Origin of the sequence: Sphingomonas sp. (genome assembly GCF_036387535.1) — a bacterium.
Classification (GTDB): Bacteria; Pseudomonadota; Alphaproteobacteria; order Sphingomonadales; family Sphingomonadaceae; genus Sphingomonas_R.
Map to the genome: position 1 here is coordinate 1 of NZ_DASVTO010000008.1, position 16,873 is coordinate 16,873.

Annotated in this window: 12 protein-coding genes; 7 read left to right on the forward strand and 5 right to left on the reverse strand. The window is 66.5% G+C overall.

Translation table 11 applies throughout. The annotated features are described in order from the left end of the window. The 6 genes from VF649_RS01265 to VF649_RS01290 form a co-directional block, all read left to right on the forward strand. The coding region (locus tag VF649_RS01265; protein ID WP_331010143.1) for a TonB-dependent receptor at positions 1-1,399 on the forward strand (1,399 nt) is incomplete at its 5' end. A gap of 130 nt (positions 1,400-1,529) precedes the next feature. Then, complete coding sequence (locus tag VF649_RS01270) at positions 1,530-2,318, forward strand: IclR family transcriptional regulator (RefSeq protein WP_331010144.1); 789 nt, start codon at positions 1,530-1,532, stop codon at positions 2,316-2,318. A gap of 104 nt (positions 2,319-2,422) precedes the next feature. Continuing rightward, the gene (locus tag VF649_RS01275; RefSeq protein ID WP_331010145.1) at positions 2,423-3,292 is read left to right on the forward strand and encodes an SGNH/GDSL hydrolase family protein; all 870 of its coding nucleotides are present in this window, start codon (positions 2,423-2,425) and stop codon (positions 3,290-3,292) included. Positions 3,293-3,541: 249 nt separating this feature from the next. Further along, positions 3,542-4,990: a tryptophan halogenase family protein gene (locus tag VF649_RS01280; protein ID WP_414713623.1), complete on the forward strand. Its 1,449-nt coding sequence runs from the start codon at positions 3,542-3,544 to the stop codon at positions 4,988-4,990. Positions 4,991-5,110: 120 nt separating this feature from the next. Next, complete coding sequence (locus tag VF649_RS01285; protein WP_331010147.1) at positions 5,111-7,633, forward strand: TonB-dependent receptor domain-containing protein; 2,523 nt, start codon at positions 5,111-5,113, stop codon at positions 7,631-7,633. 83 nt (positions 7,634-7,716) lie between these two features. Next, positions 7,717-8,730 carry a LacI family DNA-binding transcriptional regulator gene (locus VF649_RS01290; RefSeq protein ID WP_414713624.1) on the forward strand — a complete coding sequence of 338 codons (1,014 nt, stop codon included), beginning with the start codon at positions 7,717-7,719 and terminating at the stop codon, positions 8,728-8,730. Positions 8,731-8,837: 107 nt separating this feature from the next. On the opposite strand, the gene VF649_RS01295 is transcribed toward VF649_RS01290, so the two are convergent. From VF649_RS01295 to purD, 5 genes are all read right to left on the reverse strand, one after another. Continuing rightward, positions 8,838-9,995: a glycoside hydrolase family 68 protein gene (locus tag VF649_RS01295; protein WP_331010149.1), complete on the reverse strand. Its 1,158-nt coding sequence runs from the start codon at positions 9,993-9,995 to the stop codon at positions 8,838-8,840. Then, a complete protein-coding gene (locus tag VF649_RS01300) occupies positions 9,992-12,082 on the reverse strand; it encodes an alpha-galactosidase (RefSeq protein ID WP_331010150.1) in 2,091 nt (696 codons plus the stop codon). The genes VF649_RS01295 and VF649_RS01300 overlap by 4 nt, the downstream gene beginning before the upstream one ends. 17 nt (positions 12,083-12,099) lie before the next feature. Then, positions 12,100-13,470: an MFS transporter gene (locus VF649_RS01305; RefSeq protein WP_331010151.1), complete on the reverse strand. Its 1,371-nt coding sequence runs from the start codon at positions 13,468-13,470 to the stop codon at positions 12,100-12,102. A gap of 150 nt (positions 13,471-13,620) precedes the next feature. Continuing rightward, positions 13,621-14,097: a hypothetical protein gene (locus VF649_RS01310; protein WP_331010152.1), complete on the reverse strand. Its 477-nt coding sequence runs from the start codon at positions 14,095-14,097 to the stop codon at positions 13,621-13,623. Between the two features lie 53 nt (positions 14,098-14,150). After that, complete coding sequence (purD, locus tag VF649_RS01315) at positions 14,151-15,428, reverse strand: phosphoribosylamine--glycine ligase (RefSeq protein ID WP_331010153.1); 1,278 nt, start codon at positions 15,426-15,428, stop codon at positions 14,151-14,153. Between purD and xseA the strand changes: the two genes are divergently transcribed. Beyond that, complete coding sequence (xseA, locus tag VF649_RS01320; RefSeq protein ID WP_331010154.1) at positions 15,427-16,863, forward strand: exodeoxyribonuclease VII large subunit; 1,437 nt, start codon at positions 15,427-15,429, stop codon at positions 16,861-16,863. The genes purD and xseA overlap by 2 nt on opposite strands. Positions 16,864-16,873: the final 10 nt, after the last annotated feature.

Consider the following 16,873-nt stretch of genomic DNA (forward strand, 5'->3'; position numbering starts at 1 on the left):
TCCCACACCGCCGACCGGCGCCTTCAACTCGAACAACAACATTCCGACCCTGCGGTCGCTGGATGGCGGCGGCGTCAGCCTGCGCGCCGATCAGGAATTGGGCGCCGTCAACCTGGTCAGCATCACTGCCTTCCGGAAATCCGTCTTCACGTCGGCGTTCGATCTCGATCGCACCCCGGCCAATGTCGCGCGCATCGACAATGTCCAACGCGATCGGCAGTTCAGCCAGGAAGTGCAACTGTCCTCACGCGATCTCACGCCGCTTCGCTGGATCCTGGGCGGCTATTATTTCCACGCACGCAGTGCCTTCGATCCCAGCCTCGTCTACACGCCGCTCGTGACCCCCAACCGGGTCGGGCCGCCGACCGTCGTTCCATCGGGATTGCTCGCCACCAACGTCGGACGTCAGGTGACGGATTCGCTGGCCGCTTTCGGTCAGACGACCTACGCGCTGACGCCGCTGCTGAATGTCACCGCGGGCCTGCGCTACACCAGCGAGAAGCGCGACATCGATACCGCCACCGTACGGACCCGCGTGGCGACGGGGGCTTTGGTCAGTTCGGACGCGCTGGCGGATACGAAACGCTTCAACAAACTGACCTGGCGCATCGCGCTGGATTATCAGCTGACCCCCGACAGCCTGGCCTATCTGTCCTATAATCGCGGGTTCAAAAGCGGCGGCTACAACATCTCCACCCCGGACGTGAAATCCCCGTATCTGCCGGAAACGCTCGACGCGTATGAAGCGGGGCTCAAGATGCAGCTGCTGGACCGCCGGTTGCGGATCAACCCATCGTTCTTCTATTATGACTACCGGAACATCCAGGTCGGCTTTTTCCCGGGTGCGTTCGGTGGCACGATCGGCATCACGAACGGGCCCAAGGCGACCATCTATGGCGCGGATATCGACCTGGAGGTCGTGCTGGCCCGCGGGCTGAAGCTGTTCGGCGGTGCCAGCCTGATCCACGGCCGGTTCGGCGATTTCCCGAATGCCATCTACAGCGTTCCCCGCGCCGGTGGCGGCAACACGACAGGGACGGCGGCGTCGTTCGGCCTCAACGCCCAGGGCAATCAGCTGCCCTTCACATCGCCGTTCACCGGCAATCTCGGTCTTGATTATGGCGTCGAGGCATTCGGCGGCAAGGTCACCGCCAACACCAACCTGTTCTACAACGACGGCTATTATGCCGAAGTCGACAATCTTCGCCGTGTCGACGACTATGTGACGCTGTCGGCCTCCCTGGGATGGACCGGTCGATCCGGTCTGGGGCTCCGGCTCTGGGGCAAGAACCTGACCAACACCGATGTCGTGACCCAGCTCGGATCGACTGCGGGCGGCACCGGCATCAGCTTCGAACCGCCACGGACCTATGGTGCTACCCTGGAGTTCAAATTCTGACGCGGATCGCGGATCGCGGATCCGGCACGGGGGAAGTGATTGCCCGACGGCGTTCGTACCGTATGGTGGACCGACAGGCTGCCGATCATTCGGCACCGAACACGGACAAGCGGGCAGGAACGACGGACGCATGACAGAAGAGTCGATCGGTGTTGGGGTCATCGTGCGCGCGACGGCGGTCTTGCGGGCCCTGGGCGACGCACCGGAGGGACTCAGTCTCGGCAAGATCGCGCAGCGGGTCGGACTGGCCCGTTCGACCGTCCAGCGGCTGATCAGCGCGCTGGAAGCCGAGCGGCTGGTGGTGCGGGGCACGCAACCCGGCCGCATCGTGCTCGGGCCGGAGGTGTTGCGGCTCGCACGTCTGGCCTTTCCCACGATCATCCATCGGATCCGTCCCCTGATGCAGGCGCTGTCCGACGAACTGGCGGAGACGGTGGATTTCGCCACCATCTCCCGCAATCAGATGGTGTTCCTGGATCAGGTCGCCGGACGCCAGCGATTGATGGCCGTCAGCCATGTCGGCGACGCGTTTCCGCTCCACTGCAGCTCGGTCGGCAAATCCTATCTCGCGACGGCGACCGCGGCGCAGATCGAGAGCCTGATCGGCACGCGCTACGAACAACTGACGTCCAACACCATTACCGACCTTCCCGGCTTGCTCGCCAATCTGGAACCGACCAGGGAGACGGGGATCGGCATCGATGCCGAGGAACATTCGCTTGGAATCTGTGCGGTGGGTTTCTGCTTCAGCGACGAAGCGTATAACTGGTTCGGGCTTTCGGTTCCGGTCCCCACCCAACGCTTCGTCCAGAATCGTGACGAGATCGTTCATCGGCTGATCGCTGCCCGCACGACGCTGCGGGACATGTTTCACGATGGCCGGTCCGGGGGCGCAGGCCGCGGCCTGGCTGCTGGCTGACTGGGGCGCCGGCCGCGACGAACCGGACAGGCCGCCCTGCCGCGCGGCCCATGAACATCGCGGTCGCCGGCGTACATTTGGTTGGGACGCCTTCGGGAGATGGAATGATGATCAGTCTCGGCATCAGGACCGTGGCCGGACGACTGTGTTCGATCGCGCTGTCGGTCATGATCGGCGGGTGCGCGACGCTTCCCGGGCCGGTCGACACTGCACCGCCCGGCAGGACCTATGTCGCCATGGGCAGTTCGTTCGCCGCCGGTCCCGGCATTGCGCCCATGGCCCAGCCCGGCGATCGCTGCGGCCGGTCGACCGGGAATTATGCGCATCAACTCGCCCGGCTTCGTCGGCTCGAACTGATCGACGTCACCTGTAGTGGCGCCACGACGGAGCATATTCTTGGCCCTTGGCAGGACGTGCCGCCCCAGATCAACGCCGTCACGCGCGACACGGCGCTGGTCACGATCACGATCGGTGGCAACGATGTCGGCTATATCGGCGGGCTGTCGTGGGCGGCGTGCAGCCGGCTCCCCGCCGATCGTCGTGATCCCCGTTGCAAGGAGGCTCCCGCTGTCACCGAACAGGCGTGGCAATCGCTGGCGGTTTCCTTGCGGAGGGTCGTTTCGGAAACGCGGGCCCGTGCGCCATCGGCGCGGATCGTTCTCGTGGACTATCTCACCGTCCTTCCGCCCACCGGCACCTGTGCGCGGATCGCCATGCCCGCGGACGCTGCGGTCGCCAGCCGTGCCGTGGCGACGCGTCTTGCCGCTCTGACCGCGAGTGTGGCGCGGGCGGCACAGGTCGATGTGTTGCGGGCATCCCGCCTGTCCGCGGGCCATGGCGCGTGCGCGCCCGATCCCTGGACCAGCGGGTTTCCGTCCCCCGATGGCCCGCCCGTCATGGTGCCGTTCCATCCCAATCTTGCGGGCATGACCGCCGTTGCGCAGGCACTCGACCGGCTGCTGCAAGCCAGATGATCGGATCGGCGGCGGGTTTGCCGGCGCCGTTGGACATATCCGCCGCGGACGGTCGCGGATCGGGCCAACAGCGCCGCGCCGCACCCTCCCCGGCGTCCTTACAATCGATTGCCTTCGCTGATTTCGCTCAGTATCCAGGAGCACAGCGATGAAGCCTCTCGCTGCTATCTTCGAAGGACCAGGGCGTTGAACGGTTCAGACGATGCGATCCGGTCGGTGTTGATCGTCGGTGGTGGTACCGCCGGATGGATGACGGCGGCCGCCTTGGCGCATGCGCTCGGCACGCGATGCACGATCACGCTCATCGAATCGGACGAGATCGGAACGGTCGGCGTGGGGGAGGCGACCATCCCGCCGATCAAGCTGTTCAACGAGACGCTGGGCATCGCCGAAGCCGATTTCCTTCGCGAAACGAAGGGCACGTTCAAGCTGGGGATCGAATTCGTCGATTGGGCAAAGCGGGGCCATCGCTATTTCCACCCGTTCGGGACGTTCGGCAAACCATTTGATCTGGTGGCCGTGCATCAGCATTGGCTGGCGGCGCGGGCGGCGGGATCGCATGTGCCGCTGGACGATCTTTCGATGGCCTGGGGGGCGGCCAGCCGCGGGCGCTTCGCAGCGCCGATGGCCGATCCGCGCAGCGTCGCCTCCACCTTCGACTATGCCTATCATTTCGATGCCGGCCTCTATGCCCGCTACCTGCGCCGCTATGCGGAGGCACGCGGAGTCGTCCGGGTGGAGGGCAAGGTGGGCGATGTATCGCTCCACGGCGATAGCGGCCACGTCGCCGGCGTCACCTTGCTGGACGGGCGGCGGATCGATGCCGACCTGTTCGTCGATTGTTCGGGCTTCCGCGGCTTGCTGATCGAAGGCGCGCTTGCCACGGGCTACGAGGATTGGACCCATTGGCTGCCGTGCGACCGTGCCGTCGCGGTCCCGTGTCGCACCGGCGGAGACGGCATGACGCCGTTCACGCGGTCAACGGCGCGTGGGGCCGGGTGGCAATGGCGCATTCCGCTCCAGCACCGCACCGGCAACGGCTATGTCTATTGCAGCCGTCATATCTCGGATGACGAGGCCGCGGCCACGCTGATGGCCAATCTGGATGGCGAGGCGCTGGCCGAACCGCGCCTGTTGCAGTTCAAGACCGGTCGACGGCTCCAGTTCTGGAACCGCAACGTCGTCGCCGTGGGGTTGGCGAGCGGCTTCATGGAACCACTCGAATCGACCAGCATCCATCTGATCCAGACCGGTATCGCCAAGCTGCTCGCCTTCTTCCCGACGCGCGCCTTCGATCCGCTGGCGATCGCGGAATATAATCGCGTCGCGATCATCGAATATGAACGGATCCGCGATTTCCTGATCCTGCATTACATGCTGACAACGCGGGACGATGCGCCGCTCTGGCGGGAATGCGCGGCGATGCCGATCCCGGACACGCTCGCCCTCAAGATCGCCCATTTCCGCAACGGCGCCCGGCTCATCGCGCGCGACATGGATCTGTTCGGACCGGCAAGCTGGCTGGCGGTTCATATCGGCCAGGGTAACGCGCCGCTGTTCGGCGATCCGCTGCTGGATCGGTCCGCGGGTACCGCCGCCAGCACCGGGTTTGTCGATCGGCTGGCCAGCGCCATCGGCACGATGGCGCAATCAATGCCGTCGCATGCGGACTATCTGAAGCGCATCGGCGCTTGCTGATTCTAAAATCACGATGAAATCCCCCTGCAATCCTTTGCATTATCGCTTGCAAACGATTGTTGCGCTGGTATTAACCAAATCGTAGCCTCCGGAGCGGGGCAAGATCAGGAGAGGGTTGCTATGAAGATCAAGGTTATGCTCGCCTGCACGTCGCCGATCGCGCTATTCGCGGCGGCCCCGGCTTTTGCCCTGCAAGCGGGCCCGGCACAGCCGCAGGCGACCGCCGCGGCCGGCAGCATTCCCGACGCGGGCGCGCAGGGCGAGGACATCGTCGTCACCGCGACCACGGGTGTGCGCTCGCGCTTCCGCAGCTCGATCTCCGTGTCGCAGATCAGCCTGGAAGAGGTCCAGAACTTCACGCCGCGATCCGAAGCGGAGGTGCTGCGCAACATCCCCGGTCTCCAGCCGTCGGACACCGCCGGCCCCGGCGGCAACGCCAACATCGGCGTACGCGGCATTCCGGTATCGACCGGCGGTTCCGAATATGTCGCCTTGCAGGAAGACGGCCTGCCGGTCGTCCTCTTCGGCGACATCAATTTCGGCAACAACGATTACTGGCTGCGATTCGATCAGAACGTCCAGCGAGTCGAGGCCGTCCGCGGCGGCTCCGCCTCGACCTTTTCCAGCCAGGCGCCGGGCGCGGTGGTCAATTACATCAGCAAGACCGGGGATCGGGCCGGCGGCCAGGTCGCCTACAGCAATGGTCTCGGCTATCGCGAACAGCGGGTCGACTTCGATTATGGCGCGCCGATCAACGATACGACGCGCTTCCACGTCGGTGGTTATGCCCGCAAGGGCGGCGGCCTGACCAACGAGAAGTTCAACATCCTGCGCGGCTATCAGGTCAAGGGCAACTTCACGAAGGACTTTGCCGACAACCGCGGTTTCATCCGGTTCAACTTCAAGCGGCTCGATGAACAGGCACCGACCAATACGACGACACCGTCGCTGGCCAAATATAATGGCACGAAGATCACCGGTTTCTCGCCGCTGCCGAACTTCGATGGGCGGGATGGATCGTCCTATTCGATCTACAACCGCAGCTTCCAATATCTCGATTATGATGGTGGCGGCGTCCGCACCGCCGAAGTGCAGGGCATCCACCCGCGCGTCACCGGGATCGGTGCGCAATTTCACTATGATCTCACTGACAATCTGACGATCGACAACAACATCCGCTATCAGTGGATCAGCGGCAATTTCACGACGCAGTTCATCAATGTCGGGACGCGCACCGGCCCTGGTGGCCTGATCGGATCGACGGTGAACGGCGCCACGGTCGGATCGGTGCGCTATGCCGCAGGCCCGAATCTGGGGCAGGAATATACCGGCACCTACGTCAACAACAATCCGAACATCAACACGTTGATGAAGAACATGAACAACTTCGTCAACAACCTGACGCTGAACGGCAAGTTCGAGGTCGGGCCGGGCAAGGCCACCGCCACGGCAGGCGTGTTCCTGATGAAGCAGAACATCGTGCAGGATTGGCACGTCAACCGGCAGTATAGCGAAATCAACGGCGAAAATGCCGCCCCGCTCGATCTCTTCTCCACCACCGGAACGCAACTGACGGCGGCGGGACAGGCGGGCTTCAACGACAATTGGGGAACCTGCTGTGCCCGTCGGGTCGACCTGACCTACACCGACGTCGCGCCGTTCCTGCAGGTCGGCTATGAGGTCGGCGGCCTCAATCTCGACGCCAGCGTCCGCTATGACAGCGTGCACGGCGAAGGTACCGCGCAGGGCGGCGTCACCGGTCCTATCACGCGGGTGACCGACGCGCTCGGATCCGCGCTGATTCCCTCGCTGGTGCTCAGTTCGGTCGTCGAAAATATCGACTACACCGACGATTATGTCAGCTGGTCGTTCGGCGCGCTCTACGCCTTCGACAACCGCACCAGCGTGTTCGCCCGCGCCAGCCGCGGTGGACGCTTCAACGCCGATCGCCGCGTTCTCTCAAATAACTTTAACGCTGATGGCTCGCTCAACGCACAGGGCAAATCGACGTCGATCAACTTCCTCAATCAGCAGGAAATCGGCATCAAGCAGCGCGGCGACGTGTTCGGTGGTTCCTACTCGCTGGAAATCACGGGCTTCCGCTCGACGCTGACCGAAAACAACTATGACTTCACGCGGATCAGCCTGCCGCCGCCCAACAACAATCCGAACATCTCGAACGGATATCGCTCCTACGGCATCGAATTCACCAGCCGGGTGAACGCCGGAAACTTCCACCTTGCCGCCGATGCGACCTATTCCAATTCGAAGATCACGAGCAGCGGGACCGCCGCCCTGGTCGGCAACCGTCCGGGCGGGCTGCCGGAGTTCCTCTATGTCGTCTCGCCCTCCTACGATGCCGGCATCGTCGCGTTCGGTGTCAGCATCAACGGCCAGAGCAGCACCAAGTCGGACGACTTCAATCTCTACACCATCAAGGGGTCGACCTTCGTCAACGGCTTCTTGACGGTACGCCCGATCGACCGGGTCGAACTGGGGCTCAACGTCAACAACCTGTTCGACAAGCTCGGCTTCCGGGGTGGCGGAACCCTGAACCCGATCCTCTCGTCCAGCAGCGCGGTGTTCAGCAACGTCGCCCTGTACGGACGCACCGTGACCGGATCGGTCCGTTACCGCTTCTGAGCCCTGCCCTGCGGAGGAAGCGCACGGTCCGCGCTTCCTCCTTTTGTTCGATCGGCCAACGGAATAGGGTTGCGGGCATGACCATGTCGAACCCGACCAGCATCGTTCGCACGCTTGCCGATCTCGCGCGATTGGCCGGCGTGTCGCCGGGAACGGTGTCGCGCGCGCTGGCGGGCAAGTCGATCGTCAACGATGCCACCCGCCAGCGGATCGAAGCGCTGGCCACGCAGCATAATTTTCAACCGAACCAGATGGCACGCCGGTTGCGGACTCAGCAGACCGGCGTGATCGGCATCGCGCTGCCGCTGGGTCACGAGCGGCGCCAGCATATCTCCGACCCGTTCTTCCTCACCTTGTTCGGGCATCTGGCGGATGCGCTGACCGAACGCAATTATGACGTGATGCTGTCGCGGATCATCCCCGATGCGGAGGACTGGCTCAGCCGCGTGGTACGTTCCGGCATGGTCGACGGCGTGCTGCTGATCGGCCAGTCGGACCAGTTCGACGTGATCGAGGCGGTTGCCCGGGATTACCGACCACTGGTCGTCTGGGGCAGTCACATACCCGGCCAGCATCATTGCGCGATCGGCGTCGACAATTTCACCGGTGGGCGCCTGCTGGGCGAACGGCTGATCGGGCACGGCGCGACGCGCATCGCCTTCATGGGCGAAATCAGGACGCTGGAAATTGCGGAGCGGTATCGCGGCCTGTGCGCGGCGGCGGGCGCGGCGGGGATCGCCACGCCGATCCAGCTCAACACGCATATGGCGTCGGACGTGATGGGCGCCGAAATCACGGCGAACCTCGACCATGTCGCCGGTGCGATCGATGCGATCGCCTGCGCGTCCGACGTCATCGCGCGCCAGACGGTCCGCATCCTGGCCGATCGCGGACTTTCCGTCCCCGGCGATCTGCGCGTGACCGGCTTCGACAATCTGCCGTTCACCGAACAGATGGTGCCGTCGTTGACGACGATCAGCCAGGACCTCGTCACCGGCAGCGCCGCGATGATCGATGCGCTGTTCGCGCGGATGGACGGCGTCGACGCCCCGTCTGTGGAGATGACACCCCGCCTGATCGTGCGCGACAGCGCCTGATCCCGCCCGACCCGGTTGCCGGCCATACACCGGGGGCATCCGGCACCAGGTGGCATGCCGCCGCCCACGGACGGACTGCCCGGGGCCCTGGCCCGGGCGTTCTCGCCTTATCGGTCCATGACCAGCGTCGCGCGGTCGTCCTGCAACGCCAGCCGGAACCAGGGCGCCGCCGTCCCGCCGAAATGCGCCCGTCGGGTCGCGGCATCGGCCGGTGCGACACCCTTCAGGCCCCAGAAATCGACGAAGCTGATGACGTCCAGTTCACCGGTGACCCACCAGCAATAGGCCTGATAGGGTTCTTCCGGCGGGTTGCCGGCCACCAGCCCGGACCCGTTCAGCGGGCGCCATGGGCCATTCATTCCGGGCGCCACCATGCCATACAGGCCGGTGGGTGCGCCGATCCCGTCGACGAACCGCTTTCCCTGCGTCGACCAGAACAGATAATAATGTCCGGCGTGCAGCACGATGTGCGGGCGTTCCAGCTCGCTGTTGACGCTGATCGCGTCCACCAGCGGCGGGGCCAGCGCCCAGGCGTCGTTCGGACCGGCGCGACGTGCGACCCCGACCACGCCGTCATGGATGTCGTCGATCCATCCTGCCGATCCACTGAACAACAGATATTCGGCGCCGTCCGCCGGATCGCGGAAATAGCCCGGATCGCGAAAGCCCTTGATGCGTCCGTCCACCGCATCCGGCTGGTCCGCGCGCAGATACATCGTGCCGTCCGCCGCGATCGACTCGACCGGCACGCTCCAGTCGCCGACGCGACCATCGACGAACCGGCCGCGCGTTTCGAACAGGCGTTGCTCGAAGGATCGCGGGCTGCCCCGCCGCCCCGACGCGGTGAAATACATCGTCAGCGTGCGATCGTCCGCCTCCAGGACGGCGGAGCCGGACCATTCGCGGCTGCCGGGTGCGAGATCCTGAGAAAACGCGTCGCCATGATCGCGCCAGCCATCGGCACCGTAGCTGGTCAGGCGGATGCGCGCCGCGTCATGCCGGTCGTCGGGGTCGGCAAAACGCGGCGTCGCGAGGAAGAACCACCAGCTCCGCCCGTCGATCATCGCGGTTCGGCCATCGGCATAGGCGATCTGCCACATATCCCACAGATCATGGTCGGCGATGATCGCGACGACGTCGGCCGCGGTGATCACGGGCAGCGCCGCGGCCGGCTGGTCGGCCGCCAGTCGGGCCTGTTCGGCGCTCCAATGCACGAGCGGCGCGACGGTGCCGATGTCGGCGGAGGAGGGGGTGGCAGCGGTCATGAGTCTCGTATCTCCATTGCGAAGAGCGCAACGCTCTCCGCCGTCATCGCCGGCATCGGCAGGCCGGCGCTCGCCAGCCAGTCGCCGTCGAATGATACCGCCTGCATGCGCATTGTCGCAAACAGGGGCGCATCGCGGCTGGGATGGTAATCCGCGCCGGCAAGATCGAGCAGGCGAACCCCGATCGGTCCGGCGCCCGCCAGGGGCGGCAACGTCACCGCCGGCGGGTGACGGACGGTCGGGGGATCGGTGCGCGTCACGCTGAGCACCCAGTCGCGCGGCCCGCCGTGCATCTGCCACACCAGGCCGTCGGGTCCCTCGCCCAGCCAGACGTTGCCGCGATGAAGACGGTCGCGCAGCTGCTTGTAGCGCACGATTGCGGCGGCCAGCATGTCGCCATCATGCGCGGGCAGCGTGGCGGGATCCAGCTCGATTCCGAAATGTCCCGGCAGCGCGACCGCGGCGCGAAACGCCATGCCCTGCCGCCGGCCGGTCGCATGTGCGGGACTGGCGCCGACATGGCTCCCCATCATCTCCGGCGGCATGAAATGCAGGAAGCCGCGCTGCATGCGAACCCGGCTGACCGCGTCGATGCAGTCGCTCGTCCAGAACCGGTGCGTGCGCTGCGCGATGCCGGCATCGATGCGGCCACCACCGCCGGCGCAGGCCTCGATTTCCAGCATCGGGTGCGCCGCGCGCAACCGATCGATCAGCGCATAGGCGCCGGCGATCTGGGCATGGTAGCCGGCGCGGCCGTCCGCACCGCCCGCCGGCGCAAGATCGCGGTTGTGATCCCATTTCAGATAGGCGATCGGCACATCGCGCAGCAACGCATCGATCGCCGCGAACAGATGATCGCGCACCGCACCGCGGCCAAGGTCCAGCACCAGCTGATGTCGCGCGGTCAGGTGCGGCACCCCGTCGACCTGCAGGATCCAATCCGGATGGGCGCGGGCCAGATCGCTGTCCGGATTGGCCATTTCGGGCTCGATCCACAATCCGAAGGACATGCCGAGGCCGACGACATGCCGCGCCAACGGACCGAGGCCGTTCGGATATTTGCGGCTGTCCGGCGCCCAGTCCCCCAGCGCGGCGGTATCGTCGTGCCGCCCGCTGAACCAGCCATCATCCAGCACGAAGCGTTCCACGCCCAACGCCGCCGACCGATCGGCCAGCGCCATCACCGCAGCCTCGTCATGGTCGAAGTAAAAGCCTTCCCAGCTGTTCACATGCACCGCACGCGGCGGCATGCCCGTTTCCGGCCAGGACGCACGCCCGCGGATCGCGGCGTGAAACCCCTGGATCGCGCCGTTCAGCCCGGTGCTCGAACAGGTGGCCAGCATCGCCGGGCTCTCGTACCGCTCCCCCGGGGCGAGACGCAGTTCGCCGGGCGCAAGCGCCTCGCCCATCTGCAACGTCCACGCGCCGTCGTCGTCCCGCTCGACGATCAGCCGGCAATTGCCCGACCAGGCGAGCTGCGCGGCATGGACGCGACCGCCATGCCAGCCCGCATCGGGACCCATGACGAACAGACCCGGCGGCCCGGCATGACCGGTCAGCCCGCGCCGGTTCTCGCGGACCCAGGCCTGCGTCGGCATCGGTTCCGCCTGCGGCACGAATTCGGCATTGTGCCGGCCCGTGAAGCTGCGGATCCCCGCGCAGTCGGGTGGCAGCGGCAGCGTGCCGGCCGCCAGCCACGCGATGTCGAGGCCGTCGTCGCCATCGTTCGTCACCGTCGCCGACAGGGTGAGGCCGTCGCCGTCGCGGGCGATCTGTTGGACCAGCGTGATCCGCGCCGCCCGGTCGATCAGCGTGACGATCACCGCATCGCCACGCTCCTCGATTGCCATGGTTTCGAACCAGTGCGCGAACGCGCGTCCGGCGCGGTGTGCCCGCAGCGCAGGCGACCCGAACCGGCCGGTGCCGAACGCCGGCGCGATCGTCAGCGGCTGATCAAGGTCGAGAGAAAATGTTCCCGGCGGCCGGATGGCGGCGATCGGCGGCAGGTCGACGGCATCGACACGCGGCCCCCACCAGCGCCAGGCCGGCGGCGCGCGCCCGCGTCGTTCGAGGATCAGGCTCGTCATAGGCCCGGTCAGGGCGATCATCCGGCGCTGACGCCAAGCGGCAGAGGCTGCGCCTCCCGTTCCCGGACGCTCCACACGGCCGCCGCCGCGGCGAACATCAGGATCCCGCACATGGTGAGCACGTTGCGCGGATCGCCGCCGAGCAGCCGGTCGTAGAACAACCACATCGTGCCCGAAAAGATCAGCATCGGGATCACGATCATCATGTTGAAGATGCCCATATAGACACCCGTCCGTTCGGGCGGGATGGCGCCGGCCAGGATCACATAGGGATTGCCCATGATGCTGGCCCAGCCGATGCCGATACCGGCAGCGGGCAGGAACAGCATCGCCTTGTCCGCGATATGCGGCAGCCACAGCATCCCCATGCCGGCCAGCACCAGGCATCCCGCATGCAGGCTCGCGGCTCCCATCCGCTTGGCCAGCGGGACCATCGCAAAGGCGGATACGAAGGCGATACCGTTGTAAAAGGCCGCCATCTCGCCGTTGGTCAGCACTGCCGAATGAAAACCCGACGATGTCGGCACGGTCGTGCCGTACACCGAACGCCCGACCGAATAGATCACATAGGCCCAATAGGCCGCCATCGCATACCATTGGAACAGGCTCATCAGCGCCAATTTGCGCATCGCCGGCGGCATGTCGCGGATGGCCGATCCGATTTCCCGCAGCATCGCGGCAAAGCCCTTGGGCTCGGCGGCGATCCGCGCCTTTTCGCCGATCGACAGCGGCAGTTCCGGCACGCGGCGGATCGACCACAGGATGGTCGTGAAACTCAGCACCGCGCCGACCATGAACGCGATCCGCGCGGTATAGGGTATGTTGTGCGGATCGACCCAGTCCTGATCCATTCCCGCCCACACCAGCAACGACGGCGTCAGGAACGCCAGCATCTGCGCCAGGCCGGTAAACGCGCTCTGCGTCAGGAATCCGATCTGGTGCTGGTCGGGGTTGAGCCGATCCGAGACATAGGCGCGGTACGGCTCCATCGTGATGTTGTTGCCGGCATCCAGGATCCACAGCATCGACACGGCCATCAGCAGCGACGAACTGAGCGGCATGAAGAACAGCCCGGCCGCACACAACACGGCGCCCACCAGGAAATAGGGCGTCCGCCGGCCCCAGCGGCTGTCGGTCCGGTCGCTCATCGCTCCGATCAGGGGCTGGACCAGCAATCCGGTCATTGGTCCTGCCAGCTGCAACAGCGGCAACGCCGCCTCCGACGCACCGAGATAGCTGTAGATCGGTGTCATATTCCCCTGCTGCAACCCGAACGAGAATTGCAGCCCGAGGAAGCCCAGGTTCATTTCCAGGATACGCGACAAGCTGAGGTGGGGCTTCAAACCGGAGGTCAGGTGCGGCTGCGGGCCGGAAACGGGCATCGACATCTTCGCTATCCGACCTCGCTTTTGGGAGCTCGACGCCGTCATACCATAGTTGGGAACAGGAGCAACAATCGATTGCAAAATGCCGCTGACGGCTGCCTGTCGTCTGGCCGCCACCGTGGCCGCGCTGCCGAACGACATTCCCGAAACGGCTTACCCCAGTTTGCCGAACTGCGTTTCGAAGCCCGCGCGGTCGCCCTGTGCAAGATAGCGGGCCTGATCGACCCAGCGATCCTTGTGGATGCGGCCCTTGAACGTGCCCATGCGATCGTCGATCGCGGCCTGCTGCGCCGCGTCGAGGCTGGCCAGCTGGTCGAAGCGGGTGATCCCGAGCAGGTTCAGCTGCGCCGCGGCCTTCGGGCCCAGTCCCTTCAGCGTGGTGAGGACATCCGGATCGCCGACCGCCTCGGGCAGGGGCGGGGGCACGTCCGGGTGCGCATCGACACCCAGCAGTTCGCCGATCGCGTCCTCGATGGCGGCCGCCGCGCCGTCCGCGACCCCATCCCCTTCCTGCCCTTGCGCCCGGCCCTTCCGCTTCGTCCCCAGCAGCAGCTTCAGCAGGATCAGGAGGACGATGGCGGCACCGACCACGATGCCGATGCTGTTGATGTCGAGGGTATGGCTGAACATGAGCGTGCCTTATGCGATCGGTGCGAAGGAGGGGATGTGCGGGGCGCCAGGGATCATCCGGTTTCGCGCGCCGCTTCGCGCCAACCGATGTCCCGGCGACAGAAGCCGGTGGAGAAACCGACCGCGTCGACCGCGGCATAGGCCATGGCGCGCGCGGCGGTGACGCTGGCGCCGGTCGCGGTGACCGCCAGCACCCGCCCACCCGCGGCGATCAGCTGCCCGTCGGCCTCCGCAGTGCCGGCCTGGAAGATCAGGGCGCCGGTCGCGGCCGCGACATCCAGCCCGGTGATCGCGCCGCCCCGCGCCGGAACGCCGGGATAGCCGTCGGCCGCCAGCACCACCGTCAACGCGACATCGTCCACCAGCCGCGGCGGATGCACATCGGCCAGTGTCCCGGTGGCGGTCGCCAGCAGCAGCGGCAGCAGGTCGCCTTCGATCCGCGGCATCAGCACCTGCGTTTCGGGATCGCCGAAGCGCGCATTATATTCGATCAGCTGCGGCCCGCTCTCGGTCAGCATCAACCCGGCATAGAGCACCCCCGAATAGGGCGTCCCCGCATCGGCCATCGCGCGCACGGTCGGCAGGATGATCTCCGCCATCGCGCGTGCCTCCAGCGCGGGGGTCAACACGCGCGCCGGGCTATATGCGCCCATGCCGCCGGTATTGGGACCGGTATCACCCTCCCCCACCCGCTTGTGATCCTGCGCCGATCCGATCGCGACCGTGGTCACGCCGTCGGTCAGCGCGAACAGGCTGGCTTCCTCCCCGGTCAGGAACGCCTCGATCACCACCGCCGCGCCCGCCGCGCCGAACCCGCCGTCGAACATCATGTCCAGCGCCGCCGCGGCCTCGGTCGCGCTGGTCGCGATGACCACGCCCTTGCCCGCGGCCAGCCCGTCCGCCTTGATGACCACGGGCAACGCGAACCCGGCCAGCGCCGCGTCCGCCGCCGCGCGGTCGGTGCAGCGGACATAGCCGGCGGTCGGGATGCCCGCCCGCGCGCACAGGTCCTTGGTGAATCCCTTCGATCCTTCCAGTTGGGCGGCGGCGCGCGACGGACCGAACACAGGAATGCCGGCGGCGCGCAGGGTATCGCCCAGCCCGTCGACCAGCGGCGCCTCCGGCCCGATCACGACCAGTCCGATCGCCTGGTCGGCGCAGAATGCCACCACTGCGGCGTGATCGGTCGCATCCAGCGCATGGCAGGTCGCATGGTCCGCGATGCCGGGGTTGCCAGGCGCCGCATGCAGCCTATCCAGCAGCGGCGATTGCGCCAGCTTCCACGCCAGCGCATGTTCCCGACCACCGGATCCCAGTAACAGGACGTTCATGGCTTCCCCCTTCGATCCAGCCGGGCTCCTAGCGGAGCCTGCCCCCGGCGACAACGCGCCTGCGCTGTCCGTGTCCGAACTGTCGGGCGCGCTCAAGCGCAGCGTGGAGGATGCGTTCGGCCATGTCCGCGTACGTGGGGAGATTTCGGGCTGGAAGCGGCACGGTTCCGGCCATTGCTATCTGACGCTGAAGGACGATCGCGCCTGCATCGACGGCGTCGTCTGGAAGGGGCAGGCGGCGACGATGCGCTTCCGACCGGAAGACGGGATGGAGGTGATCGCGACCGGCCGCCTCACCACCTATCCCGGCCGTTCCAAATATCAGATCGTGATCGACCGGATGGAGATTGCCGGCGCCGGCGCGCTGATGGCGCTCCTGGATCAACGCCGGCGCATGCTGGCGGCGGAAGGGCTGTTCGCGGAGGAGCGCAAGCGCGCCCTGCCGTTCCTGCCGCGCGTGATCGGGGTGGTGACGTCGCCTACCGGTGCGGTGATCCGCGATATCCTCCACCGGCTGCGTGATCGCTGCCCGACGCATGTGCTGGTCTGGCCGGTCGCGGTCCAGGGGGAGGCCGCAGCCGGTCAGGTCGCGCGCGCGGTCGCCGGCTTCGACGGCATCGCACCGGGCGGCGCGGTCCCGCGCCCCGATCTGCTGATCGTCGCGCGCGGCGGCGGGTCGATCGAGGATCTGTGGGCGTTCAACGAGGAAATCGTCGTCCGCGCGATCGCCGATTGCCGCATCCCCGTCATCTCCGCCGTCGGGCATGAGACGGACACCACGCTGGCGGATTTCGCCGCCGACCGCCGCGCGCCGACGCCGACCGCCGCGGCCGAAATCGCGGTGCCGGTTCGCGCCGAACTGGTGCAGGCGGTGCAGGATCTGTCGGCGCGCACCGGCCGCTGCGTCCGCCGGTATCGTGAACGCGCGGACGAACGGCTGGCCGCTACGGCGCGCCGCTTGCCCAGCCCCGATATGCTGCTCGCGCCGCAACGGCAGCGGCTGGACGATCTTGGCGATCGCCTGCCGCGCGCGCTCGGTAGACGGCTGGCGGTGGCGCGCGGCGATCTGGCGCATGCCGCCGGCGCGCTCCGCCCGTCCCTGCTTCGCCAGCGGGTGGACCGCGCGGGGGAACGGCTGCGCGCCGTGCGCTTCTCCGACGCGCTGGTGCGGCGCCCGATCGCGGATCGTACCACCCATGTCGGGCAGGTGGCACGCTTGCTGGAACAGCTCGATCCCAACCGCCCGCTGGCCAGGGGCTATGTCAAGGTCGAACGGCGGCCCGGTGGCGCGGTGCTGACCAGCGCGGAATCGGCGCGTGCCGCCGGGTTGCTGACACTGCATTTCGCCGATGGCGCGGTGGACGCGCGGGTTGAGAAAGCCGGGGGCGCTCCCTATCCCAAGACCCGGGCCAGCCAGCCCACCTTGTTCGAGTGAGACCGCAACG